Here is a 26,127-nt window from a genome sequence, read left to right on the forward strand (position 1 = left end):
CCATCAACGGCGACTTCGCCGAGTACTGGGCCTACCACCTGCTCAAAGAACACCACCGCCGCCACGAAACCCGCTACGCCCACCGCCACAACGACTACGTCCTGGTCGCATAACCAACTCACTCCAAACGAACTACACCCCATGACTTTCTCCTCGTGGAGTAATTTGGTACCGCTCCCAAATTTGGGCGCGACGAGGGTTTGGCTCCCGATCAGGAGGTCGCGAGCTCGTAGGCGCGCTGCGGCACGAACTGCCCCGCCGGGGCGATGCAGCCGTCCGCCTCACCGGGCAGCTTCACCCAGAGGAAGGCGGCGATCTTGGCGTCGCCGGTCTGGGTGGTGCTCGGCGTGCCGATGGCTCGACCCGGCGGGTCACACCATTCGCCGCCCGCGGGACCGTTCCCGTTCCGGCTCGTGTCGATCACCGCGCTCAGCCGCGGGTCCCCGACGTCGGTGAGAACCGCCTTCGCGAAGGAGACCTCGGCGGTGGTGTCCCGGTAGTTCGAGACATTGGTCGAGATCCCGTCCGCGCTGTTGACGACGTCCGCGGCCGCCAGCCTCGTGGCGGCCTCGTCCGGCGTGAGCCACGCCGAGTGGCCGATGTCGAAGAACACCTTCGCCTGCGCCGAGCCTGCCTTCAACCGCTTGCCCGCGTACGCCATCGAGCTCGTGGTCCGCGCCTGCTCCTCAGGGCTCTGACAGTTCGTCATCAACGGCAGGACGTCGGGTTCGAGCACGACATACGCCGCACGGCCGGCCAGGCCCGCGGCGACCTCGTCGACCCACGCGCGATAGGCCTCGTGCGACGGCGCACCGCCACCGCTGGCGCCGCCGCAGTCCCGGTTGGGGATGTTGTAGACCACGAGGATCGGGACGCTGTCCGCCGCCGCGGCCGCGGACACCAGTGAGTCCACCTGGGACCGAACCGCGTCGGTGTTGGTGGTCGTGAACCACCGTGCCTGCGGGACGCTCGCGATCAGGTCCCCGATCACGGCCGCGCGGGGGTCGCCCGGGTTGGCGGCGACCCAGCGGGCGCCGTTGGTCTGCGGGTCCACATAGAACACCGACGCCGCCGGCGCGGCGGCCGCGGGCCCGGAGACGGCCACCGACCACGCGCACGCCAACGCGGCTACGGCGGAAATCCACATCTTGAGCTCCATCCATACCTCCGAAAGAAGAATCGAAAGCCGGATGGGAGCGTTCCCAAATCGCCGTCCCAGTGTGCCCGAGTCATTACCCACCGTCAAGGTCGGCGTGTTCCTGGGAGGGCTCCCAGTATCATTGGGACGGCGTCGGGGTACGCGGAGGGCGGGAGCACGGCATGGCGGACAACGGTCGACCCCGGTCGAGCGGGCGCCCCACTCTCGAGCAGGTCGCGGTGGAGGCCAACGTGTCCCGCGGCACGGCCTCCCGGGTGGTGAACGGGTCCCTCGAGGTGAGCCCGTACGCGCTCAAGGCGGTCCGGGAGGCGATCCGCAAGCTCGGCTACGTGCCCAACCACGCCGCCCGCAGCCTGGTCACCCGCCGCAGCGACACCGTCCTGCTGGTGGCCTCCGAGTCCGAGGACCGCGTGTTCAGCGAGCCGTTCTTCGCCAGCATCGTGCGCGGGGTCAGCCAGGAGCTCTCCCCCACCGCCCTGCAGCTCAACCTGATGATGGCCAGCTCGACCCGCCAGCACGACCGGGTCGAGCAGCTGGTGCGGAACGGGCACGTCGACGGCGTCATGCTGATCTCGCTGCACGGCGACGATCCCCTGCCGAGGAACCTGGTCGACGCCGGCGCGCCGGTGGCGGTCATCGGCAGGCCGATGTCCGAGGTCGGCGCGGTGCCCTACGTCGACGCCGACAACGAGTCCGGCGCGCGGACCGCGACGGAGTACCTCTACCGGCAGGGCCGGCGCCGGATCGCGACCATCACCGGATCGCGGGACATGGCCGCCGGGCTCGACCGGCTCAGCGGTTATCGCTCGGCGCTGCGCGGCCGGCGCGGGGTCACGAGGCTCGTGGCGCACGGCGACTTCGGTCAGGCGAGTGGCGAGGCGGCGATGCGCGAGCTGCTGGCGAAGGATCCCGCGCTCGACGCGGTGTTCGCGGCCAGTGATCCGATGGCCGCGGGCACGCTGCGCGTGCTGCGGGCAGCCGGTCGGCGCGTTCCCGACGACGTCGCCGTGATCGGGTTCGACGACTCGGAGCTGGCCAGGAACACCGAGCCGCAGCTCACCAGCGTCAGCCAGCCGACCCATCAGATGGGCCGCAAGCTGGCCGAGCTCGTGATCGCCCAGCTGCGTGAGCCGGACACCGCGCTCGGCCCGGTGATCCTGCCGACCGAGCTCATCTTCCGCGCGTCCGCCTGACCGCGGTACGGGCCCGCGCGAACCGTCGCACGTGCGTGAGGGGTCTTCCCCGACCGCGCCCGGCGCGCTATGGTGCCTCTATCTGGGAGCGCTCCCAAATCGCCCACATCGTTGTGTCGCGGAAAGAAGGAGCGAGGTTCGGACATGAGAAAGACCCTGGCCCTGGTGGTCGTCGCGCTCGCCGTACTGTGCTCCCCGGCGGCACTGTGCTCCCCGGCGGTCGCCACCGCCGAACCGGCGCTCGCCCAAGGCTTTCACATCAGCGGCGGCCGGCTGTACGAGGCGAACGGCGCGGAGTTCGTCATGCGCGGGGTGAACCACGCGCACACGTGGTACCGCGGCGAGACCGGCTCCTTCGCCGACATCAAGGCGCTCGACGCCAACACCGTGCGGGTGGTGCTGTCCTCCGGTCACCAGTGGGCGGAGAACGACACCGCGGACGTGACGAACGTGATCGCCTTGTGCAAGCAGAGCCGGCTGATCTGCGTGCTGGAGGTGCACGACACGACCGGGTACGGCGAGCAGGGCGCGGCGGTGTCGCTCGACCAGGCCGCCGACTACTGGCTGCGGGTCCGAGGCGCGCTGATCGGGCAGGAGCGGTACGTCATCGTGAACGTCGGCAACGAGCCGTACGGCAACACCGGATACGCCGGCTGGACCCAGGACACGATCAGCGCGATCCAGCGGCTGCGCGACGGCGGGCTCACCCACACCCTGATGGTGGACGCGCCGAACTGGGGCCAGGACTGGTCCTTCACCATGCGGGACAACGCCCCGTCGGTGTTCGCCTCGGATCCCCAGCGGAACACGATGTTCTCGATCCACATGTACGGCGTGTTCGACACCGCGGCCGAGATCGACGACTACCTCGGCCGGTTCACCGCCGCCGGGCTACCGATCGCGGTCGGCGAGTTCGGCCACGAGCACTCCGACGGCAACCCCGACGAGGACGCCATCCTGGCCACCACCGAGGCACGGCGCATCGGGTACCTGGGCTGGTCATGGAGCGGCAACGGCGGCGGCGTCGAGTACCTGGACATGGTCACGGGCTTCGACCCGGCCGCGCTCACCCCGTGGGGCCAACGGATCTTCAACGGCGCCAACGGGATCGGGCAGACCGCCCGGGAGGCGACCGGCTACGGAGGCGGAGCCGGTCCGCGCGGGACGGCTTGACCACTGTTGGTGATTGTTCGTAAGTTCTTGGCAAGGTGATCACCGGCGCCGCGCCGGGTCGTGGGGTCGGCGAACCAGCGGTACCAGATGCTGCGGGGCGAGAAGACCTCGAATGGCGTTCACAGCGACCCCCCGTCCTAGGACACGACGATCATCCTCGGCGGCAGCACGGCGGTGGTCCTGCGGATCGCGGTGCGGCCCACCGAGCCGACGAAGGCGGGCGCGCTCGCCGACATCTCCGCGGCGCTGGTGGACGACCGCGGCGCGCCGATCGACCCGGCCGTCCGGCTGAGGACCAACGAGTGCGTGAACACGCTGTCCGAGGACGAGGTCTCCGGCACCGTCACGCTGTGCGTGCTGTTCGCGGTGCCCACCGAGGCGTCCCCCCGGGCTGCCATCGTGCAAGCCGGCCCCGGCGCGGATCTCGCGGTCTGGCGCCTGCCGTGACCGCGGCGCGGGGCAGTCCCGTGGTGCTCGCCGTGGACTTCGGCACCACCAACACCGTCGGTGTGGCGCGGTGGGGACACCGACGGCCGAGCCAGGTCGTCGTGGACGGTGCGCCGAGCATGCCGTCGGCCGTCCTGTTGGGACACGACGGCTCGCTGATCGTGGGGCAGGACGCGCTGCGGCTGGGCCGGGCGGCGGCCGCGCGGCTGGAGCCGCGGCCGAAGTCCCGGCTGGACGAGGACGCCGTCCTGCTCGGCGACCGCACCGTGGACGTGCTCGACGCGGTGCGCGCGGTGCTGGCCCGGCTGTGCGGCGAGGTCGCGAACCAGGCCGGGACGCCGGTCGAGCATCTCGTGCTGACCCACCCGGCCGACTGGGGCGCGGTCCGGCTCGCCCGCGCGGCAACGGGTCTGGCGGCCAGGACGAGCCTGGTGCCGGAGCCGGTCGCGGCGGCGGCGGCCGGTCTCCCCGCGGGCGGGACGCGCGCCGTGCTCGACTTCGGCGGCGGTACCTGCGACGCGGCCGTCGTTCGCGCCGCCGGGCCGGACGCGGCGCCGGGCAACTCGGTGCTGGCCTGCGCCGGGCTGTCCGACCTGGGCGGCGACGACCTCGACCAGCGGATCGTGGACTTCGTGCTGGGCCGGTCCCCTTCGGCCGCCGGCCGGCTGGCCGGCATAGTGTCCACACAGGACATCAAGGTGCTGCGGGACCGGTTGCTGCTCCGCGAGGACGCGCGGACGGCCAAGGAGCTGCTGTCCCGCCACGACCTGGCCCGGGTGGCGGTTCCCGGCCTCGACGAGCCGGTCGTGGTGCGCCGCGCGGACTTCGAGCGGATCGTCGCCGCGGACCTGGAGCGGGCGGCCACACTCCTCGCCGGTGTCCTCGACACCGCGGGCGTCCCGGTCGACGAGGTGCTGCTGGTCGGCGGGTCCAGCCGGATCCCGGCGCTTGGCGAGCTGCCGCGCGACCGGCTGGATGTTCCGGTGACCAACGCGCGGGAGCCGGAACCGATGGCGGCGTTCGGCGCGCTCGCCGTGACCGGCTCGACGGAACCGACGGCGGCGCATCCCGTCGCGCTCGCCGCGTCCGCCCCGGTCGCGTCCGCGCCGGTCCGGGTCCCGGTGCCAGCGGCCGCTCCGCCGGCGGGCCGGGGCCGGCGGCGCTGGCCGTCCTGCTGATCGCGGTCGTGATCGTGGTGTGGTCGGTGCCGTGGGGTGCGGACATCACCGGGAGTCCGGCCGGGTCGCGCCGGCCGGCCGAGTCGTCCGCGGAAGGCGCGGAGGTGACCGGACCGTCGCTGCCGCCGCAGATCGTCCCGAGTGGACAGTCAGGGCGGTTCGGCACCCAGCAGCTGGACCTCGAGGTGCGGGTGAACGGCATCACCGCGAGCCCGGCGGCCCAGGGGTACCGCTGGGTACGGGCGGAGGTGACGGTGACACTGGTGTCGGGCGACCACGACCTGACCGAGGCGACGCCGATGCGGTTGGTGGACGATCGGGGGCAGCGGATCCTGCCGGTGCGGGCGGGCCCGGCCGGGCAGGACGGATGCACCGCGCCGCTGCCGACGGTCGCGATCGGCGAGTCCCGCACGGAGTGCCAGCTGTTCCTGGTGCCGGACGCCACGCCGATCACGGGCGTGATGTACGACGACTTCGCCGGGACCGAGGTCAACCGCGGCGGGTTCGTGGTCAGCGCCGAGCTGCCGGCGACCGGCCCGACCGAGCTGCCCGGCGTCGTCGGCGAGGTCGGCGAGCCGGACCGCGAGGTCGACCTGGGCCGAGGCCGGTTCGGCGTGCGCGTCGACGAGGTCATCGAGAAGCCGTCCCCGTACCTGACGGAGGACAGCAGGCCGATGAACGGCGGCCGTTACGTCGTCGTGCGCATGACCGTGACCCCCAGCGGCGACACGGAGTTCCGGGCCGAGGACTTCACGCTCGTCCGCCTGCTCGACGATCGCGGGCTGCTCGTGCCGGAGGAGCGCCTGACCCCGGCGAAGCTGGTCAACTGCCCGCCCGGGCAACAGGTGCCGCCCGGCGAGTCGGCCACCGCCTGCCTGGTACTCACCGTCGGCGCGGAGACCCCCGTCGCCGGCATCGCCTACGTCGGGGAGACTGCCCACGACGCGACGAGCTGGACGACCTGGCGGCTCGGCGGTTAGAGCGCGTCCTGTGGATCATGGCGCTGGGTCTCGGAGCCAGGGTTCTGATCGAGAGCGCGTCCTGTCTCGGAATCGACCCGCGACAGTCTATTTAGGACATTTGTGCCGGTCGAAGAGTTCGATCCCGGTGGGGGGTGACGGATTCAGTGGCGGTGGCGGACTCGGTGGCGGTGGCGCGGTGCGCGACGGGTGTCGCGGCCGCGCCGCTCTGCTCGAATGACCGCACGCGAGTTCGCCGACGCCGGGGTGTGGTCATGGCGCACCAGAAACACGGTCGGTGGCGCCGAGGGCTGCTGGCCCGGGGGTAGGTCAGGGGCGCCTCCTCAGGGCTGAGGCAAAGTCTGATCTCAGCTGGTCAAGATCAGTTTGACGGCTCGTTTCGGCTTTCGTGCGTTGTGGCGCAGTGCTTTTTCGATGTTGGTGTGACCGGCCAGGCGGAGCAGGCTGATCTGGGCTTGTTCGGCGGTCAGTGAGGTGATCGCGTACACGGTCTCGCGCTTGGCGGGTTGGGAGCCGCGCTTGTGCTTGCGGGTGCGGGTGACTGGACGGGTTGGGCGGCGTGCGGGAACAGGATCCCGGCGGCGATGGTGATGACCTTGTAGGTGCGGGTGACCGTGCGGCCGGGGCTGTTGTCGGTCCCGCGGTGCCCGACAACGTCGGCGAGATCGTCGATCTTGTCGAGAGCGCCCGCCGGACCGTTGACGCGTTCGGTGCGCCGATCCCCATCCCGCGCAGGGTGTCCTCGACCGCGTCGGCAGCCCATTCGGCGATCGTGGCGAACGAGCGCGCACCCGAGACCACCGCGCACACCGACACGAACAGGATCGCCGAGAACCGGTGACGCACACCTCGCTTCTTGCGTGGGTCCGGCACCGACTCCTACACCTCGAGCAGACCCAGGCGCGCCTCCGGTCCACCTCGCCCAGCGGGGCGAGGTGGCGCGACAAGGCAGCGATGGGAGACGATGACACAGCAGGCACGGCGAGGCTCCGAAGGTCACGATGGCCTAGGAACCTTCATGATCAATGGTCCCGCCGTGCCTGCTCCGAACCTTCGATCTTCGGCGTGTCGCAACGGAAACCAGCAGGTCAAACCGTTGGAACTCGACTTTGCCTCAGCCCTGGGCGCCTCCTGCGCATGATCGTTGCAGATCAGAACGGGGGTGCTGGTTCAGCGTCTGCGGGTTCGGGGTGGGTGATGGGCTCTGGCGTGTGCGGATAGTGGAACCCGCACGGTGAGATCCATTCCAGGATCCCTGCGCGTTTGATGATCTTCCAGCCGCCGAAGGTCTTACCCCGGTGGTGGCTGCGACACGCCGGGTGCACGTTGTGTTCGTCGGTCGACCCCACCGGGAACGGCTCGCGATGATCCAAATCGCAGTGCGCGGCGGGCCGGACACAACCCGGCCCCGTACAAGTCGGCATGCTGGCCTGGATGTGGTCACGCAACGCCGCTGGCGGGGTGTAGCGGCGCCGTCCCACATCCAGCACCCGGCCGGTGGCCGGTTCGGTCAGGATCCGCCGCCACGTCGCGTCCGTCTGGTAGGCGAGGTCGACGGCGTGTTGGGCGGCGATGTCGCCGTAGCCGACCAGGTGCCCGGGGGTGTTGTCCACCCCGAGCGCGGCGCGGGCGGGCAGGGTGACCTGCACTATCACCTTGGCGTGTTCGAAGTCCTTACCGGCCAACAAGTCCAGTGCCACATCCGAGCGGAGTTGATCCATCGTCCGCCCATCAGCACCGCCGGTGTCGCGGAGCTGGTGGGCGATCGCATCAACCCGCCCGGCAGCGACCTGAACCCGCGCCGCCGACCCGTGGACGGTCAACACGGAACACCCGTCCTCGGTCGGATAGTTGTCGACCCGCCGCTGCGCCATCCGCTGCTCGTGCAGCGCCTGCAGGGCGTCGGCGTTCACTCGCGCGACGATCCGTCGTAGTGCGCGGCTGAGCTTGACGGGCGGCATGTCCTCGACCCGGTCCAGGATCTCCTCTTCCACGATCGCCGCAGCCTCAAGTGACAACGGCAGGGTGGCGTCGGCGATCTTCGACGCCCGATACGTGTCGAGACGACCCGCCTTGACCGCCGCCAACGTGCGCGGCAACCGGGTGGCCAGGGTGACCGCGAGATCGAGGCGGTGCTGCGCGGCACGAGGTGAGATCACCAGCAGCGCCGCGACCTCCAAAGCATCGAACTCGCCACCACTGGCCGCCGCGAACACGGCGAGTTGTTCCAGCGAGTGTCCCTCGTTCTGCCACGCCGCCCGCGCGAACCCGCGCGCCGTCGCCAACGGCACCGCCCCCGGGAAAGCATCCTCGGGCAGATCGACAATCGGCTCGCACATATGGTCGATTCTACCGAAGGAGGTGAGCAATTTCCGTTGTACGGCAACGGTTTCACCCCATCGGGTCGACACACACCCACCGTGTCCGCAGGCGGAACTCAGACCGTCACCACTCCCCGAGCCTGAGTTTCCCGGCTAAGTTGATCTTTATCGGTATCGGTGCAGGTCATGCAGCATGTTGATCTTCTTTTTTCCTATGACCTAAGTATGCGGAGCCCAGTGATCGAGGTCGAAGATCGTGGCGAGCTGGTCCTGTTCTGGGGTGGTTTCGGTGAGCATGCGCCGGGCCTTGGGTCGGCCGCCGGTGGAAGGGTAGATCAGGACACTTTCTTCGATGCCGGCCAGTTGGCCCAGGAGCTCGCGCACGGACAGGTGCAGGCCGCCACGGCGGGCTTCGCGGCGCATCAGATGGGCGAGTTGCAGGGCGAGCACGCAGGTGAACAGGTGCACCCGGATGTTGTGGTCGGTCCAGCGGCGCATCGGGGAGAACGACACGACGCGGCGGTCTTTGAGCTGGCGGAAGGAAAACTCGGCATCGGATTGGGAGCGGTAACCGGCGACGACCTCGGCCACCGGCCAGTCCTCGCGGTCGGTGATGAGGACCCGTTTGCCGAACACCTCGGCTTCCAGCGCGGCGCGGGCGGTGTTGTCGACGGTGAAGGTCAGCCGGTGCGCGGCGGGGGTATCGCCGGTGAGGGTGGTGATGAGGACACGCTTGACCCAGCTGTCGTGGCAGATGGTGTCGATCTCACGTTCCACGCGTGCACGGTCCCGCCGTGTCTTGCCGCGGGCCAGGGTCGCGGCCAGCTCGGTGAGCTGGCGGGTGGCTTTGCCCAGGGTCTGGTCGAACCCGGCTTGCTGTTTGGCGTGCAGGGTTGATGAATGGGTGAGCACCACTCGCCGCTCGGTGCCGTAGATGACACGTCGGGTCTGCAGCGCGGTGAGTCCCTCGAAGCGGTCGGTGTCGACGATCCTGCGTCGTTTTTTCGGCAGAGCAAGAAGATCAGGCACGTCGGAGGGCGGCACCGAACCGACGTGGTGCAGTTCGAGTTCAGCGACATGGTCGACGTTCGCCTGCGAGTTCTGACCGGCGTCGAACACCACTGTCATCTCCGCCGGCACGTTCGCGCAGGCTTGTTCGGCGACGGCGGTGTGCCGTCGCCGCAGTTTGTCGATCATGGTGGCGAACTGGGTGACGTCGGGTTTGTTGCCCGCATAGGCGTGGGACACCAAGGGAATGCCGCCGTCGCGGGACACGACCAGCCCGAGTCCGACCAGGGCGCTGCGCAAAGTCGTTTCTGCTTGGCTTTGCCCCGCCGCGCGATGGGTGCCTTCGGGTTGGTGGAGTCGATGAAGGTAGCGAAGTTGGTCATATCCAGTGCCAGCGAGCCGATGTCGACACCGAACTCGCCGATGATGCCTACCGCCAGTCGCTGCTCGACCTCGGCGAGCTGCTCGGGGCTCACCGTGTGCATAGCGTCCCAGAACTTCCGATGATCGAGCACCCGGGCCGGGATCTTGGTGAACCGTTCGGCGGCAGTGGTGCGCCACCAGTCCGCGAACGCCAGCTTCGAACAGGGTGCCACCACACGATTGAGTGCCGCCATCGCCACATAAGTGCCGACGCTGGCGCCCGCATCCGCCCGTGACCCGACCACCGAGTCGACGACGCCGGGTACATCCAGGCACTGCAGCAGTCCCCACACTGCGGCCACGTCCTCGAACCCCCGGTGCTGGGTCCGCTCCGAGACGATGGCTTCCTCCCGGGTATCGAGCAGTGCCTCGATCTCCGCGGCGGTGCCCAGGTAACGCTCTGAGGCCAACTTCGGCTTGCCGTCAACCCACACCATCTCGCGCAGGTACCAGTACGGCCTACCGTTGATCACCTTCTTATCCAGACTCGCCATACTTTAGGTCATCGACCACTTCACGATCCACATCAAGCCGACACGCCACAAACCCGCAGCTCAACACGCACCCACCACTTACGCGAACACCTCAAGACCAAACTAGCCAGGAAGCTCCCGCTAGGAAGGTGTCGGTGCGGGCGAGCGCTGCGACGACGTCACCCAGGCCGGCGGCCAGCCACGGATTGCCCTGTCCTGTCGAACCGCCCTTGCCCTTGCCGGCTGATTTCTTGTCGATGGGGGCGAACTCAGGACACCAGATGGCCCGCGGTGGCAACCCGAGTCATATCCACACCGATCTCGGCGATCAACTCCTGGGGCGCGCCGCGATCCGCGCGTGGCGGGAGACCGCCGCCGTGGCGTACACGTCACGGTCGAGGTGCTCGACTCGTCGCCGGTCGGCGAGGACGCGCACCTGGTCACCACGAACCTGGAGGGCGACTTCCCGGCTGACGCAGACCATCTGGGCCCCTACAACCAAGGACCCCTGGACCCCCGCCGACACAACAGCCGGCCCACAATCCTGCCCACACAACATTTTCAATCGAACCCAGCCACACCAACAAAACCACGACCAACCCCGACAGTCGCGCGCAAGATCAACGCTAACCCCGCGGGTCCGGGAACCACGGAGTCTTGCGTTCAGGGGGAAAGCGCAGATGGGCCATGTCTTCCGGCACGGGGCCCGGTGGTCTCGCCAGCGGGTCGACCGGGCCGTCCGCCGCCGTGGCGGGGGCGTCGGTCAGCCGGAAGCGCTCGCGCAACCTGGTGTAGAAGTCGGTGGGGGCTAGCCTGATCAGGGGCAGCCGGTACCTGGCGGCGTACACACCGAGCCAGTCCCCCGGCTCCAGCACCCCGCGCAGCTGCCCGTCGACACTCACCACCACGGGCCCGGAATGCGGCAGCACCCGCAACCCGACCGGTTCGTCGGGCGCGGCCACGATCGTGCGGTCGAACGTCATGTGCGGGGCGACCGGCGTGAACACCACGGCGTCCATGTGCGGGGACAGCACCGGCCCGCCCGCGGCGAAGCTGTACGCCGTCGACCCCGTCGGCGTGGCCACGATGGCGCCGTCGGCCGAGTACGAGGCGAGCAGCCGCCCCGCCAGGTAGACGCCCAGGCTGACCTGCCGGTCCCGGGCCAGCTTCTCGACGACGATGTCGTTGAGCGCCATGATGTCCAGCGCGACACCCCAGTCGTCCGCACGGGTCGTGTCACGCAGCTCGGGAGGCGGAAGGGCCGGGCGGCGCCCGTAGCGCAGCAGCGCCTCCATCCGCGAGGGCACCGTGAGCGGCCGGGAGGCCCGCATCGCGAGCGTCATCCGCGTCTCGACGAGGGCGTGACCCTGGTGCACGGCGTCGAGCGCGGTCACCATGTCCTCGGCGGGCACCTCGGTGAGGAAACCCACCCGGCCGAGGTCGACCCCCAGCACCGCGGCACTGCCCTTCGCGGCGATCCGGGCGCCGCGCAGGAAGGTGCCGTCCCCGCCGAGCGTGACGACGAGGTCGGGATGCCCTGCGGCGGCCTCCTCCTCGTGGCCGCGACGGCGCGGGCGGTCCTCCTGCCAGACGTCGACCTCCGTGCACCCGACGTCGTTGCGTGCGCACCAGGCCCGTACGTCGGCGGCCGCCCGCAAGGCTTCCGGCCGGCCCCGGTGCACCACGAGCCCCATCCGTCGGACGGTCATGCGCGGTTCCTCTCGAGTGGCGTCAGGCGGATCGCAAGGGGGTCCACCGCGGCGCTGCAGCGTAACTCCGGGCGACCGCGCCTGCTCGTCATCCGGACCTGCCCGCCCGCCGAAAGGGTCACGCGGCGGGGAACGGGGGCCAGCCGGCCACGTGGCCACCGTCGAGGGTGAGCGTCTGGCCGGTGCATGGCAGGTACCGGGGTCACCGCCTGGCCGGCACAGGCCACATTGGACAGCCACACCGTCCGCGCCCGGGCACCTCGACGGCTTCGAGTCCCCGCGCCGACCCCGAGGCCCTGGCCCGCGCCCTTCTCGGCGCCATGTATGGCGGCATGCTCCTCACCCCGACGCCCCACCGCATCGAGCCGCCCCGTGACTCGCTGACCGCGGTGCTCGCGCACGTCGAGTCCCTCGCGGCCGACCACTGACCCGCGACGGCAGCCCATGGACCCCGCGGCGCTCCACCACAGCCCTCTGCGGTCCGCTCCGAAGTCTGGTCCGGCTCCCCGGTGCCGGAGCGAGGTTGCGCTCCGGCACCGGGGACGGGAACCGGCCGGCACCGGCTCCTCGACCCATTCAGCTCACACCTGCGCTCGCAGGTATGTGGCGACCGCGACCAGTTGGGTGCGTGCCTCGTCGTCGCGGACCTGGCGGGCCACGGCGGCGAACCGGTCCAGCGCGGCCTTCGCGAGCCGGTCGTGCCCGTGGCGGTCCATGCTCTCGGCCACCAGGAGATGCGCGCGCAGCACGATGGCCGTGACCCCGTTGACCCGGCGCTCCTCGCGGTACCGCTCGACCAGGTCCGCTGCGGTGTCGTAGGTGGCGACGACCGCGAACGAGATCTCGACCGTCCTGACGTTGCCCGCGTTGTCGGTCGCCTCCGCGGCCAGCTGGTGGCCGCCCGCGGTGGGCTCGACGCCGGCCGCGACCGGTCGGCCGTCCAGCGTGAGGTGCACCGCCGCCACCCCGGACACCAGGTCGTCGGCCACCGCCGCGACCGGCAGCGCCGCGCCGACGTCGTACTCGCCGCCGCTCTCGACGCCGGTCACCGCCACCGTCGGCGCGGAGACGTCGACCTTGACCGACGCCACCGCAGGCGCGGAGCGGTTGCCGGCCTCGTCGGTCGCCCGGAACCGCAGCTCCCGCAGGCCTTCGTCCACCACGACCGGCCCGACGTAGTCCACCCACTCGCCGTCCGGCCCGGCGAGCTCGATGCGGACCGGGCCGCCGCCGCCGTCGGTGGCCGCCGCCGAGACCGTCACCGGTGAGACGTACCAGCCGTTCGCCCCGTCCGGCTCGGCCGGGTCGACCGACACGGCCACGGTCGGCGCCGTCGTGTCGCCGCCGGCCACCCGGAAGTAGTCGAACGCGACGGTCACCGGCTGGGTCTGGTCCGGGCCGAGCGCCATCAGGCCGAACGACGTCATCGCGGCGTCGTTGGTCACCGGGTCCCCGAGCGAGGTCCAGTTGACCCCGCCGTCGCTGATCTCGGCCGCGTAGGTGTTGCCGGTCCGGGTCAGCCGCAGGTGGTACCAGCCGCTCTCGGTGGCGTCCGCGATGTCGATGCTTCGGTTGCCGCCGTTGCCGAACTCCCCGTCGCGTTCGGAGACCAGCTCGGCGCGCAGGTTGGTCGGCGATCCGGCGACGTTGCCGGCGACGACGTCGAACTTCACGTAGTTGTCGTCGTCGGCGTGGACCAGGAACCCGGCGAGCTGCCACTGGTGCAGCATCGTGGGCGTCAGCCTGGTCTCGATCGTCCAGTCGCCGTCGGGCAGCTCCTGCAGAACGAAGTTGCGCGGCGAGACCGGGTTGTCGCCGTTGATGTCGCCCGGCTGGGTCTCGATGCGCAACTCACCTTCGGTCATCGCGACCTTCGACGAGTCGTAGCGCACCACGGTGTCCCACCGGCAGCCGTCGAGCGCGTCCCCGTCGAACTCGTCGCCGGGCTCGCGCACGCCGTCGTCGGTGGTGTCCGGCGTGACGGTGAAGTGCTCGAACACGGCGTCGACCGCGGCCGGTGCGGTGTCACCGGCGGCCATCGGCCCGATCGTGGCGCCGTCGATGACCGCGGCGGAGCCGTCGAGGTCGGTCCACGTCACGCCGTTCGCCGAGTACGCGGCGGTGAGCCGCTCACCGTCGCTCGCCAGGCGCAGGTGCGCGGTCGCCGGGAAGTCCGCCGGCAACGCCACGTTGGCGTGCCAGGTTCGCGTCCCGCCTGCCTCGGTCTGGAACTCCAGCAACCGGCCACCGGAGTCGTTGCGGGTGAACGCCAGCTTCACGTAGTCGTCGTCGCCGCCGTGCACCAGCAGACCCGCGTGCTGCCACTCGCGGGTGTGCGCGATCGACACCTGGGTGTCGGCCGTCCACGCCCCCGGCCGCACCGGCTGACCGACGTAGCTGATCGGGCCGGCGGCACCCTCGTTGATGTCGCCGTTGGTCACCGGCAGCACGAGCTTGCCGTCGGCGACCCGCACCGGCAGGTCCGGCGCGTTGCGCACGGTCGCCCACCGGGTGGTGTTCAGCGCCTCGCCGTCGAAGGAGTCCGAGCCCTGGATCGCGCAGCCGGGACCGGGTTCCGGCTCCGGCTCGGGATCCGGGTGGATGACCTCGTCGACGAGGCTGAACCCGCTGAACTCCACCTCGCTGGTGGCCGTGGCGCTGTGCGCGGTGACCACCAGCCCGATGTCCTGCGCGCTCGCCGCACCGGGCAGCGAGACCGGGTCGCCGACGGCGGTGAAGCTCTCGCCGTCCTTGCTCCAGTACGAGTAGTACTGGTCCCCGTCCCGCACGAGGCGCACCCACGCCGGGTAGCTCGTCGTGCTGGCGCCGGTGCTGGCGTCGAGGGTGCCGTTGCCGTCGGTGTCGCGCAGCCATTCGAAGCCCAGCCCGGCCCGCATCGTCATGGCCCCGTACCCGGGCGACGTGCCGGGCTGGGTGACGTCGTTGCGGACGATGAGGCCCGCCTTGGCCGAGGCGTTGGAGTTGCCCTGCCGTTCGACCTTCACCGTGGCCGTCCACCGCTCGCCCGCGGCGGCCGGCAGGTACACCGCGCCGTACTGGTCGGTGCCCTGCCACATGTTCTCGCCGCCGGACTCGACGATCCACGTGTCGGTGTCCGGCCGGTCGAAGGTGGCGCCGGTGTTGCTGAAGGTCTGCCAGTCGCCGTACAGGTCACCCACCTCGACCACCACGATGCGGGAGGTCGTGCTGGCGCCCTTGTCGTTGGTCGCCACGGCGGTCAGCTGGTAGCGCTTCTCCTGCGCCACGTCCCACGCCGCCGTGTACGGGGCCGCGTCGTCCACGCCGATCGACGCGCCGTCGACGAAGAACTCGACCTGGGTGACCGTGTTCTCCGCGTCGCTCGCGTCGGCGGTCACCTCGATGGTGCCCGGCTCGAGGTCGTCGTCGGGAGTCGGCGCGGTGACGGCGACCTTCGGCTTGGAGGTCGGCGAGATGCCCTTGCCGTCGGCCTCGATGAAGTTCACCCGCCGCTCGCCGGCACCCGGGAAGACCGCGTAGAGGGTGAACGTCTCGCCGGGGTCGGCCACGCTCACCGGAACGTCCACATAGGTCGTGGGGCCGGTCGCCGGCACCTGCGCGGTGCCGAGCAGCTCGCCGTCCGGCGCGTCCCGGCGCAGCTCGACCACGCCCTCGCCGCCCGCGGCCACGCGCAGGTTCAGCGCGTCGATGCCCCGCAGGTTGACCGGTTCGTACGAGGCCCACGCGCCGTTCTGGCCGGCGATCGCGTTCGCGTGGCCCTCGGCGTCGCGGGCCGGACCGACGGTGACGTTCTCGGCGTCGGCGAAGAACTCCGCCTCGCGCACCTTCGGGAACAGCAGCGTCGTGTCCGATCCGGTCAGCCGCGGGATGCCGCCCTCGCCGCCCGAGTCGGTGTAGCGGCCGTCGAGCGCGTAGAAGACGTTCATGTCCTCGCCGTGCCCGCCGCCCAGCGACGTGGTGACCGAGCCGGTGCGCCCGTGCAGCGGGTCCGCCGGGTGGGCGTGCTCGTCGTGGCCGAGTGCCGGCTGGATGACCACGTCGGCGTCGTCGATCTGCGCGTCCTCGGCGTCGCTGACCGACAGGTCCCAGCTGACCTCGTCACCGAAGTCGAAGAAGGCTCCGTTCGGTGGCAGCCCGAAGGCCACCTCCGGCCGGGTGTTGCCGACCGTGATCGGCACCGTGGTGGTGCCGGTCTTGCCGTGCGGGTCGGTGACCGTCAGCCGGGCGTCGTAGACGCCGTTCTCGGTGTAGGTGTGGCTCGGCGCCACCTCGGTGGAGTCGGTGGCCCCGTCGCCGGTGAAGTCCCACGCGTACTGGAGATCCTCGCCCTCCGGGTCCGTGCTCGCCGCGCCGTCGAAGCCCACCTCCAGCGGCGCGTGGCCGGAGTCCGGGGTGGCCGTGGCCTTCGCCTCGGGTGAGCGCGAGCCGGAGATGTAGTCGATCCGGTACAGGCCCGAGTCCGGGTTGTCGCGGCCGAAGCCGCCGCCCCAGTCCAGGACGTACATCGAGCCCTCCGGCCCGAACTTGGAGTCGATCGGCGCGAGGAACTGTTCCTCCGGCAGGAACGGGTTGACCTTCTCGACCGCGCCGTTCCCGTCGGGGATGATCGAGTACATCTTGTTGCGGGCCCACTCGTAGAAGAAGGCCTTGCCGTCGTAGTACTCCGGGAACTTGGTGTCGGACTGCAGATCCGGGTCGTAGTCGTAGAACGGCCCACCCATCGGGGCCAGGCCGCCACCCTGCGGGATCACCGACGGCACCGAGGAACGCTGGTAGCCGTACCACATCTTGGCCGGCTGGACCGGCGGCAGCTCGGTCAGCCCGGTGTTGCGCACGGAGTCGTTGACCGGGTTGGCGCAGTCGAAGGCGGGGCCGACGGTCACCGGGTCCGTCGTGTAGTCCACGTCCCGGAACGGCTCGTTGTTGCCCATGCACAGCGGCCAGCCGTAGAAGCCCGGCTCGGTGATCAGGTTCCACTCGACGATGCCGGCCGGCCCCCGGTTCGGGTTGTCGGTGCCGTTGTCCGGCGCGTAGTCCGCCAGGCCGACGTACCCGGTCTTCGGGTCGATGGCGAACCGGAACGGGTTGCGGAAGCCCATCGCGTAGATCTCCGGGCGGGTCTTCTCCGTCCCTGGTGGGAACAGGTTGCCCGCCGGGATCGTGTAGGTGCCGTCCGCCTGCGGGGTGATCCGCAGCAGCTTGCCGCGCAGGTCGTTGGTGTTGGCCGCGGTCGCCCGGGCGTCATGGAACGTGCCGTCCCGTTCGGACAGTGGCGCGTAGCCGCCGGACGGCTCGGAGTGCGGGTTCACGTCATCGCCGACGGACAGGAACAGGTTGCCGTCCGGCCCGAAGTCGAGCCCGCCGCCGGTGTGCCCCGGCTCGTCGGGCAGCCGGCGCGCCGGCACGTCGAGGACGGCCACCTCCGAGGCCGGGTCGATCTGGGACCCCTCGCCGACGGTGAACCGGGAGAGCCGGTTGACGAAGTTCGCCGGGTCGGCGTCGTCCTCGCTCGCCGGTGAGTAGTAGACGAACAGGTGGCCGTTGTCGGCGAAGTCCGGGTCGAGCGCGATGCCGAGCAGGCCGTCCTCGCCGCCGGAGTACACCGGGATGGTGACCGCGGTCGAGGTCGTCCGGGTCTCCGGGTCGTACACGCGGATCTGGCCGCGCACGAGCTCGGTGAAGAAGACCCGGCCGTCGGGCGCGATGTCGATCGCGTACGGCGCGCTGGTGTTCTGGTCCAGCGGGACCCGCTCGAACTTGTCCCACGTGGTGCCGCCGCAGTCGCCCCCGACCATCCCGGCGGCCCACTTCACCCCGCCGACGATGTGCTGCACCAGCCACGGCTCGCCGGTGTAGTGGGCGCCGAAGTGGCCCATGCCGGTCATCCAGGCGCGGCCACCGTCATAGGGCTTGCACCAGGAGATCGGGTGGTCGTAGCCCATGGCGTTGCCGCCGGGGTCGTAGGTGGTCTCGTCCATCGTCGCGAGGACGTGCGCCTCGCCGCGGACGTTGGCCGAGTAGTTGTACCACTCGTCGGCCCGGTCCCAGCGCTGCGGCAGGTGCGCGGTCGACGGGTGCACCTGGTCCTCGACCCGGACCGTGCCGGGGAGTCCCGGGCTGCTGCCGGTGGTGGCGTGACCGGGCATCAGCGCGCCGATCATGTCGTCCCACCACTGGTAGCTCCCGCGCATGTCGGTCGCGTTGTGGATGGCGACGATGCCGCCACCGGCCTGCATGTAGCGCTCCATGGCCGCCTTCTCCTCGGCGGTCCACGGGTCACCCGAGGCCTGGAACATCACCAGCGCGTCGAAGTGCGCGAGGTCCTCGTCGTTGAAGATCGACGAGTCCTCGGTGTGCTCGGAGGTGATCCCGGCCTCTTCGAAGGCCGCCTGGAGCACCGGGACGCCCTGCTCGATCGCCTCGGTGTGCCGGAACTGGGTGGTCTCGGTGAAGATCAGCACGTGGGCCTCGCCGTGCTCACCCGGGTGCGCCGCCGACGGCGTGGCACCGAGCATCGACAACACGAGCGCGCCGGCTGTCGGTAACGCCAGTAGCCGTCCCCAGCGGGGACGCCAAGTCACGTTCATGAGTGTGGGTACCTCCATGGGACCGAGGAACTACTGCTGTTGTCATGACCGTGCGGCGTGCCGGCGCCGTCGGGCGGTGCGGTGGAGCGGTGGAGCGGTGGAGCGCTACCGCATCACCTCCCGCAGGAACTTCAGGCCGTCGACGGCGATCGCGTCCTGGCTCGCGGCGAGCGGCCGCCAGATGGAGGCGGCCGTCGCGATCGTCGCGTTCTCCGCGGTGAACGACTCGATCACCAGCGGCCCGCGGTACCCGGCGTCGTCGAGGGCGTCGCGGAAACCGGGCCAGTCCAGGTGGTCCGCGCCCGGCGCGCCCCGGTCGTTCGCGCAGACCTGGACGTGGGCGACGCGGCCCGCGGCCCGGCGGACGGCCGCCGGGATGTCGGTCTCCTCGATGTTCATGTGATAGATGTCCAGGGCCAGCCCGCAGCCGTCGGCCGGCAGCCCGTCGAGTGCCTCGAGGGTCTGGTCGACGGTGTTGAGCAGGCTGGTCTCGTACCGGTTGAGCGGCTCGACACCCACCACCACACCGGAGGCCAGCGCGTGCTCCACGACCGGGCCGAGCCCGTCCCGCAGCTCCGCGTAGCGGGACCGGCGCTCGGCCTCGGTCATCCGCCAGGCGCGCCCGACCGAGGCGTAGGCCGGACCGGCGATCACCGGGGACCCGACGGCCGCCGCGATGTCGACCACGCGGCGCAGGTAGTCGCGAGTGGTGGCGACCGTGGTGCGGTCGGCCGCCACCAGCTCGCGCCCCTCGCCCATCACGAGTGTGACGGTGCGTGCCAGGCCGAGATCGTCCAGAAGCGATGCCGCGTGCCCGGGGTCCCAGTCGCCGACGTTCTCGACGGGGAGCTCGACCACGTCGAACCCCCACCCGGCTATCCGCGGCGCCAGCTCGGACAGTCCGGCGTCGGTCAGTGGTGAGGTCCACACCCACGTGTTGACCCCGAGCGCGCGACTCACAGCGCCCCCTTGCACGCACTGTGGCGCCGGATCGCTCCGCAGGCTCCGCTCGTCACCGCGCCACTTCGCATGCTCGGTGCCGCCCTTCCCATTGACGGTTCGCTCCGCAAGCTCCGCTCATTTGATGGTTCGCTCCGCAAGCTCCGCTCATTTGATGGTTCGCTCCGCAAGCTCCGCTCATTTGATGGTTCGCTCCGCAAGCTCCGCTCACCGGTCCTTCCACGCCTCCGGGAACCCGGGCAGGTCCTCGCCGCCGAACTTCGCGTAGTGCAGGCTCGGCATGTCGGCGTTGCGCTCCAGGAACTCGTCGCGATCCGACTCGGTGATCGGCTCCTGCGGCAGCACCCACTCCGACGGCACCTGCTCGCCCTTCCAGATCTGCACGGCGGCCAGGATCGGCGTGCGCCACTGGAAGTTCGAGTACACCGGGGCGATCGCGGTCATCCCGGTGTCCTTCCACTTGCGCATGAAGCTCAGCTCGTCCTCGCCGGCCATCACGGGGTAGTCCTTGCCGGAGTCCTCGAACGCCTCGACGGCCGCGACGGCGCCGTCCCCGGCGTCCATCCAGATGCCGTCCACGTCACCGCGCTGCAGGTACTGGGTGACGAGGTCCTTGATCTTGGCGCCGTCGCCGCCGGTGAACTCGTCGCCGAGCAGCTCGACCTCGCTCGCGCCGAAGATCTCCTGGGCCGCGGCCCAGCGGTGCTCGAGCACGTCCACCCCGGGCAGGATGCGCAGGGCCAGGACCTTCGACCCCGGCTCGAGGTTGTCGACGAGGAACTCCGCGGCGTCGGCGCCGTAGGCGTAGCCGCCGATGGGGTGGATGAAGGTGACCATGCAGTCGGTGTTGACGCCGCGGTCGAACACGATCACCGGCACGCCGCTCGCGCACGCCGCCTCGACGGCCGGGGTGAGCGTCGCGGTCGTGGACGGGGAGATGATGATCGCGTTGCAGTCGCCCGCGTCCACGAAGGCCTGGATGTCGGAGATCTGCTTGTTGTCGTCGTCGCCGGCGTCGGAGACACGGAAGTCGCCGATGTCACCGCTCGCCTTGAGCACCTCCACCTGCTGCTGCATCGTGATCCAGCCGGTGACCCGCCACGGGTTGCTCACCGAGGCGTTGGAGAAGCACAGCGTCTTGCCGTCCTGCGCGTACTCCTTCGTGTCGACCATCTCCGGTTCGATGGCCTGCAGCCACGGCTCGTCGGCCGACCCTTCCGGCTCGATGTCGCGCTGGGCGAGCTCCCGCTCGTAGTCGGCGCGGGTGAACCACTCGCCGTCCTGGGTCTCCTCCTGCGGCGCCGCGTCGTCGCCTCCCGGCGCGGTCTCGTCCGGGGTGTCGGTTGCACAAGCCGTGAGTACGAGCGCCGCCGCGGCGACGCTGGCGACCAGGGCACGCGATCTCCGCATCGTTGCCTCCTATCGGGTACCGAACTAGCTGGGTCCGGGTTCGGGGTCTGGGTCGATGAACTGGCGGGGGCGGGCCCGTTCGCGGGCGGCGTAGGCCACCGCCGCGATGATGATCAGACCCTGGATCGTCGGCCGGATGGTCGCCGGCAGGCTGAGCTGGTTGAACAGGGTGAACAGCGCCTCGACGGTCAGCGCGCCGGCCATGGCGGCCACCACGGTCCCGCGACCGCCGCCGAGCACCACACCGCCGAGCACCACGGCGGTGATGGCGGTGAACTCCAGCCCCTGACCGACTTGCGCGGTCACCCCGGCGTAGCCGCCGATCAGCAGACCGGCCACCGTGGCGAGCACGCTGGACAGCACGAACGCCGCGGTCCGCACCTGCCAGACCCGCACGCCGGCGAACGTGGCCACCTTCTCGTTGTCGCCGGCCGCGACAAGGGTGCGCCCGTACGGGCTGCGCATCAGCACGACCGCGGCCACCACGATGACGGCCGCGATGATCAGCGCCCACGGCAGCTGGCGCAGCAGCGGCATGTCGATGCCGGCGCGGCCCATCTCGCGGAACGCCTCGGACAGCGCACCGGTCGGCGCGCCGCCGGTCCACAACCGGATGGCGCCGTACAGCACGAGCATCATGCCGAGCGTCGTGATCAGTGAATGCACCTTGAGCACGGTGGTGATCAGCCCGTTGACCAGCCCGACGACGATGCCGAAGGCAAGCATCAGCAGCAGCACCGGGCCGGTCCGGCTCTCCTCGCCGTCGATCAGCGCCGCGGCGATGACCACCTGCGCGCCGACGAGGGAGCCGACCGACAGGTCCAGCTCGCCACAGATCATCACGAAGTACTGCCCGACGGCGAGGATCACCAGTGGTGCGGCCTTCTTCGCGAACGCCATCAGCGACGGCGGCTCGGCGAAGCTCGGGTTGAGCGCGAAGACGACCGCGAACACCACGATGAGGAGTGCGAACACCGTCCCGGTGCCACCGCCGAAGATCCGGCCGGTGACCTCGGCGGCCCGGGAGCGCGTGCTCCGGCGGGGCTGGCTGCCTTCGGTGACGGTCATCGGTCGCCCCCTCGAGCCGCCGGGACCGGGTCGGCCGGCATCGGGTCGGGCGGCGGCCCGTGCTCGCGGTTGCCACCCTGGCCCCCGTTGCCACGGCCGAACCGGGCTCGGCTGGCCTTGCGGTCGATCTGGCGGCGGGCGTAGAGCGCGACGGCGGCGACGATGATCACGCCGCGCAGGACGTCCTTGAAGAACGGGTCGACCTGGAGGATGTTGAACACCGTGTCGAGCACGGCCAGGATCAGCACGCCGCCGAGCGTTCCGGCGATGCCTCCCCGGCCGCCAAGCAGCAGCGTGCCGCCGAGCACGACCGCGGCGATCGAGTCGAGCTCGTAGCCGGAGCCGTAGACCAGCGCGCTGCCGGTGCCGAACCGGGACGCGATCAGCAGCCCGGCCACGCCGGCCGCCATCGCGCACAGCACGTGCGCGGTGACGATCACCCGGCCGGTCCGGATGCCGGAGAGCCGGGCCACCTCCGGGCTGCCGCCGACGGCGAACATGTGGTAGCCGGTCCGGGACTTGCGCAGGTAGAGGATGCCCAGGACGGCGGCGCCGAGCATGACCGCGGTCGAGACCGGCAGGAAGCCGATGCGGGTGTAGCCGAACTGCTGGAAGACCGACGGCACGTCGCCGGCCGGTCCTTTGTACTCGGTGTCGAGGTAGCCCTTGATGATGAGCCCCATGCCGAGGGTGGCGATGAACGGGTTGACCTTCAGCACCGCGACGACGATCCCGTTGCCCAGGCCGATCACGCCGGAGACCAGCAGCACCACCGCGATGCCGAGCGGCACCTTGGCCGGGTCGCCGGCCATGGTCGTGGCCCCGATCAGGCTGCACAGGGCCATGACGTAGCCGACCGACAGGTCCAGCGAGCCGCAGAGGATGACGAAGGTCTGTCCCAACGCGACGAAGCCGAGCAGGCTGGAGCGGGTCAGCATGTCCACCGTGTTGGCCGTGCTGAACAGGTTTCCGCCGTCGACGGCGACCAGGACCGCGCCGGTCAGCAGGACGCCCAGGAGGGCGACGTAGACCAGCTCGGTCGTATCGAGGCGGTGTCTGGCGCTCAGCACGCGGGCGACCGTGGTCATGACTCCGTCCCCGCACCGGTGTGGTGCCCGGTGGCCGGTGGCCAGCGCCATGGCGGTCTCCACGGTCATGACTCGGTCCCCGCACCGGTCTGGTGCCCGGTGGCCGGTGGCCAGCGCCATGGCGGTCTCCATGGTCATGACTCGGTCCCCGCACCGGTCTGGTGCCCGGTCGCCAGCGCCATGACGGTCTCCTCGTCCGCGCCGCCCGGCAGCTCGCCGGCGACGCGGCCGTCCCGGAGCACGACGATGCGGTCGGCCATGCCGATGACCTCCGGCAGCTCCGAGGAGATCATCAGGATCGCGACCCCGCGCGCGGTGAGCTCGCGCATGAGCGTGTAGACCTTCTGCTTGGCGCCGACGTCGATGCCTCGGGTCGGCTCGTCCAGCACGATCACCGCGGGGTCGGTGGCCAGCCACTTCGCCAGGACGACCTTCTGCTGGTTGCCGCCGGACAGGAAGCGCACCTCCTGGTCGCCGCCGCGGGACACGAGATCCAGCGAGGAGAGGATTCCCGGGATGCGCTTGGCGCGGTGCCCGGACTGCCGCGGCCGGACCGCGTCGAGCACGAGCCGGGCGTTCGCGACCACCGACTGGTTCAGCGCGAGCCCTTCGGCCTTGCGGTCCTCGGTGACCAGGGCGAGCCCCGCGCGCACGGCCTGGCGGGCCGACCGCGGTCGCACCGGCCTGCCGTCGAGCCACACCTGGCCGCGGGTGAACCGCGCGATGCCGAACAGCGCGTGCGCGATCTCGGTGCGGCCGCTGCCCTGCAGCCCGGCCAGCGCCGTGATCTCCCCGGCCCGCACCTCCAGGTCGATGCCGTCGAGCTGGTCGTTCCCCCCACCGGCGATCTTGAGCCGCACGTCGCCGGTGGCCGCGTTCCCGACCCTGGCCGGGAAGAAGCTGGAGATGGGGCGGCCGACCATCTTGCGGACCAGCTCGTCGGCGCTGACTTGCGCCGTGTCGACGGTGTCCACGACGGCACCGTCCTTGAGGATCGTGACGCGGTCGCAGAGGTCGAAGATCTCCTTGAGCCGGTGCGACACGTACAGGATGGTCACGCCGCGGTCGCGCAACGTGCCGACCAACCGGTACAGCAGCTCGACCTCCTCGTCGGCCAGCGCGGCGGTCGGCTCGTCCATGGAGATGATCCGGGCGTCGTAGGACAGCGCCTTGACGATCTCCACGATCTGCTGCCCCGCAACGGAAAGCGTACGCACCCGGCGGGTCGCCGTCAGCCAGTCGAGCCCGAGGTCGGCGAGCAGGGCGGTGGTGTCGGCGTTCATCCGGGCGGCGTCGACCAGCCCGCGCCTGCGCGGCTCGCGGCCGAGGAAGACGTTCTCGGCGACGGTGCGTTCGGGTAGCAGGTTGAACTCCTGGAACACCGTCGACACACCGGCCTGCTGCGCCTGCAGCGGGTGCTCGAACGCGACCGCCCGGCCGCCGAGCTCGATGCCGCCCGCGTCGGCCTGGTACACCCCGGCGAGGATCTTCATCAACGTCGACTTGCCGGCGCCGTTCTCCCCCACGAGCGCGTGCACCTCGCCGGCGCGCAGCTCGAGGTCCACCCCGTGCAGCACGCGGACCCCGAGGAACGACTTCTCGATACCCCACATGTGCAGCAGCGTCGTGCGGGGCTCGGTCGTGGTCACGACGCCACCTCCACCCATGCCTGTTCCCTGGCCGAGGCGACGACGGCGTCCGCCAGCCGGGCGCCGCGCAGCCCGTCGTCGAAGGTCGGCAGTCCGTCGGGGATCAGGCCGTCGGCACCGGACTCGATGGCGGTGATCGTGTCGGCCACGAAGGCGTTGAAGCAGTCCTGGTAACCCTGCGGATGGCCGGCCGGCACCCGCGCGTACCGGGCCGCCGGCGGGCTGAGCGTGTCCGGGTCGCGGACCAGTTGGCTGCTGCGCTCGCGGCCGCCCCACCACAGCAGCTCCGGGTTCTCCTGGTCGAAGCAGAGCGACGCGTCCGAGCCGGACACCTCGAGCAGCAGCCGGTTCTTCCGGCCCGCGGACACCTGGCTGACCACCACGGCTCCGACGACCCCGCCCGCGGTGCCGAACTGGACGGTGACGATGTCCTCGGTCCGCACGGCTCGCGCGGTCGCCACGCCGCGGTGCGCGTTCACCGTCGACGTCTGCGCGGACAGGCGGACGATGCGGTCACCGGTGACGAACTCGAGCAGGTCGCACCAGTGCGAGCCGATGTCGCCGAAGGCCCGGGTCGAGCCGCCCAGCCTCGGGTCGACCCGCCTGTTGTCGTCGGCCGGCCGGAGCAGCCAGTCCTGCAGGTAGCTGCCGTGGGCCAGCGAGAGGGTCCCCACCTCGCCCAGCCGCACGCGCTCGCGTGCCTCTCGAACCATGGGGTGGAACCGGTACACGAACGGCACGACCGCGACCCGGCCGGTGGCCCGCGCGGCCTCGGTCATGGCCGCCGCCGTCGCCGAGTCGGTCGCCAGCGGCTTCTCGCAGACCACGTGCGCGCCGGCCGCCAATGCCGTGTGGACGAGGGGCGCGTGCAGGTGGTTGGGCGTGCAGACATGCACGACGTCGACGTCCACGGTGTCCATCAGGTCGGCGAGATCGGCGAAGGCTCGCTCCGCGCCGACGTCCGGCAACGCGGTCTCCGCTCGGTGCAGGCTCGAGCCCACGACACCGACCACGCGACCGCCGGCCGCACGCACGGCGCGCGCGTGTACGCGCGCCATGAAGCCGGTTCCGATGATTGCCGCCCGGTGACCGCCGTCCTCCGGGCGGTAGCGGTGTCCGTCTGCGGGCTCTGTGACCCGGACCACTGACATGAATCGGAACTTAGGGCTTGGAAATGAACAACACGCTCAACTGGGTGTGTCGGTCGGGCTGATGGTGTAGTTCCATTCGCCGTGCCACTCGTGTGGGGTCAGATACCGCGCGAGGAGTGTTCTCATCTCACGATCGGTGATCTTGATGCC

The 26,127-nt window shown here is 70.7% G+C and carries 18 protein-coding genes; 5 read left to right on the forward strand and 13 right to left on the reverse strand.

Features of this window, described 5'->3' with window-relative positions; genetic code table 11:
- Positions 1-211: 211 nt before the first annotated feature.
- Entirely contained in the window at positions 212-1,147 is a 936-nt protein-coding gene (locus GEV28_RS28985; RefSeq protein WP_291415620.1) for a glycoside hydrolase family 6 protein, read from the reverse strand.
- A 173-nt stretch (positions 1,148-1,320) separates the two neighbouring features.
- On the opposite strand from GEV28_RS28985, the gene GEV28_RS28990 reads away from it, so the two are divergent.
- From GEV28_RS28990 to GEV28_RS29010, 5 genes are all read left to right on the forward strand, one after another.
- Complete coding sequence (locus GEV28_RS28990; protein WP_291415621.1) at positions 1,321-2,352, forward strand: LacI family DNA-binding transcriptional regulator; 1,032 nt, start codon at positions 1,321-1,323, stop codon at positions 2,350-2,352.
- 144 nt (positions 2,353-2,496) lie between these two features.
- Positions 2,497-3,525 (forward strand): cellulase family glycosylhydrolase, encoded by a 1,029-nt coding sequence (locus GEV28_RS28995; RefSeq protein ID WP_291415622.1) that lies wholly within the window; start codon positions 2,497-2,499, stop codon positions 3,523-3,525.
- A 174-nt stretch (positions 3,526-3,699) separates the two neighbouring features.
- On the forward strand, positions 3,700-3,972 hold the full coding sequence (locus GEV28_RS29000) for a hypothetical protein (RefSeq protein WP_291415623.1): 273 nt from the start codon (positions 3,700-3,702) through the stop codon (positions 3,970-3,972).
- Positions 3,969-5,150 carry an Hsp70 family protein gene (locus GEV28_RS29005; RefSeq protein WP_291415624.1) on the forward strand — a complete coding sequence of 394 codons (1,182 nt, stop codon included), beginning with the start codon at positions 3,969-3,971 and terminating at the stop codon, positions 5,148-5,150. Before GEV28_RS29000 ends, GEV28_RS29005 begins: the two co-directional genes overlap by 4 nt.
- Positions 5,151-5,158: 8 nt before the next feature.
- Positions 5,159-6,130, forward strand: a complete 972-nt coding sequence (locus tag GEV28_RS29010) for a hypothetical protein (RefSeq protein ID WP_291415626.1) — start codon at positions 5,159-5,161, stop codon at positions 6,128-6,130.
- A 309-nt stretch (positions 6,131-6,439) separates the two neighbouring features.
- On the opposite strand, the gene GEV28_RS29015 is transcribed toward GEV28_RS29010, so the two are convergent.
- From GEV28_RS29015 to GEV28_RS29070, 12 genes are all read right to left on the reverse strand, one after another.
- Positions 6,440-7,003, reverse strand: coding sequence for a transposase family protein (locus tag GEV28_RS29015; protein ID WP_291415627.1), 564 nt, complete (start codon positions 7,001-7,003; stop codon positions 6,440-6,442).
- Between the two features lie 278 nt (positions 7,004-7,281).
- Positions 7,282-8,469 (reverse strand): HNH endonuclease signature motif containing protein, encoded by a 1,188-nt coding sequence (locus GEV28_RS29020; protein ID WP_291415628.1) that lies wholly within the window; start codon positions 8,467-8,469, stop codon positions 7,282-7,284.
- A gap of 201 nt (positions 8,470-8,670) precedes the next feature.
- Positions 8,671-9,759, reverse strand: a complete 1,089-nt coding sequence (locus GEV28_RS29025) for an IS1634 family transposase (protein ID WP_291415630.1) — start codon at positions 9,757-9,759, stop codon at positions 8,671-8,673.
- The gene (locus tag GEV28_RS29030) at positions 9,645-10,376 is read right to left on the reverse strand and encodes a hypothetical protein (protein ID WP_291415632.1); all 732 of its coding nucleotides are present in this window, start codon (positions 10,374-10,376) and stop codon (positions 9,645-9,647) included. The genes GEV28_RS29025 and GEV28_RS29030 overlap by 115 nt, the downstream gene beginning before the upstream one ends.
- Before the next feature lie 605 nt (positions 10,377-10,981).
- On the reverse strand, positions 10,982-12,064 hold the full coding sequence (locus tag GEV28_RS29035) for an NAD(+)/NADH kinase (RefSeq protein ID WP_291415634.1): 1,083 nt from the start codon (positions 12,062-12,064) through the stop codon (positions 10,982-10,984).
- 581 nt (positions 12,065-12,645) lie between these two features.
- A complete protein-coding gene (locus GEV28_RS29040) occupies positions 12,646-18,645 on the reverse strand; it encodes a ThuA domain-containing protein (RefSeq protein WP_291415636.1) in 6,000 nt (1,999 codons plus the stop codon).
- A gap of 111 nt (positions 18,646-18,756) precedes the next feature.
- Positions 18,757-19,611 (reverse strand): sugar phosphate isomerase/epimerase, encoded by an 855-nt coding sequence (locus GEV28_RS29045; RefSeq protein WP_291415637.1) that lies wholly within the window; start codon positions 19,609-19,611, stop codon positions 18,757-18,759.
- A gap of 207 nt (positions 19,612-19,818) precedes the next feature.
- Positions 19,819-21,021, reverse strand: coding sequence for a substrate-binding domain-containing protein (locus GEV28_RS29050; protein ID WP_291415639.1), 1,203 nt, complete (start codon positions 21,019-21,021; stop codon positions 19,819-19,821).
- A 24-nt stretch (positions 21,022-21,045) separates the two neighbouring features.
- The gene (locus tag GEV28_RS29055; RefSeq protein ID WP_291415641.1) at positions 21,046-22,089 is read right to left on the reverse strand and encodes an ABC transporter permease; all 1,044 of its coding nucleotides are present in this window, start codon (positions 22,087-22,089) and stop codon (positions 21,046-21,048) included.
- Entirely contained in the window at positions 22,086-23,315 is a 1,230-nt protein-coding gene (locus tag GEV28_RS29060; RefSeq protein ID WP_291415642.1) for an ABC transporter permease, read from the reverse strand. The genes GEV28_RS29055 and GEV28_RS29060 overlap by 4 nt, the downstream gene beginning before the upstream one ends.
- Positions 23,312-24,826, reverse strand: a complete 1,515-nt coding sequence (locus GEV28_RS29065) for a sugar ABC transporter ATP-binding protein (protein WP_367115211.1) — start codon at positions 24,824-24,826, stop codon at positions 23,312-23,314. The genes GEV28_RS29060 and GEV28_RS29065 overlap by 4 nt, the downstream gene beginning before the upstream one ends.
- On the reverse strand, positions 24,823-25,971 hold the full coding sequence (locus GEV28_RS29070; protein ID WP_291415644.1) for a Gfo/Idh/MocA family oxidoreductase: 1,149 nt from the start codon (positions 25,969-25,971) through the stop codon (positions 24,823-24,825). The genes GEV28_RS29065 and GEV28_RS29070 overlap by 4 nt, the downstream gene beginning before the upstream one ends.
- Positions 25,972-26,127 lie beyond the last annotated feature (156 nt).

The organism is Actinophytocola sp., assembly GCF_009379765.1.
In the GTDB taxonomy this organism is placed as follows: Bacteria; Actinomycetota; Actinomycetes; order Mycobacteriales; family Pseudonocardiaceae; genus Actinophytocola.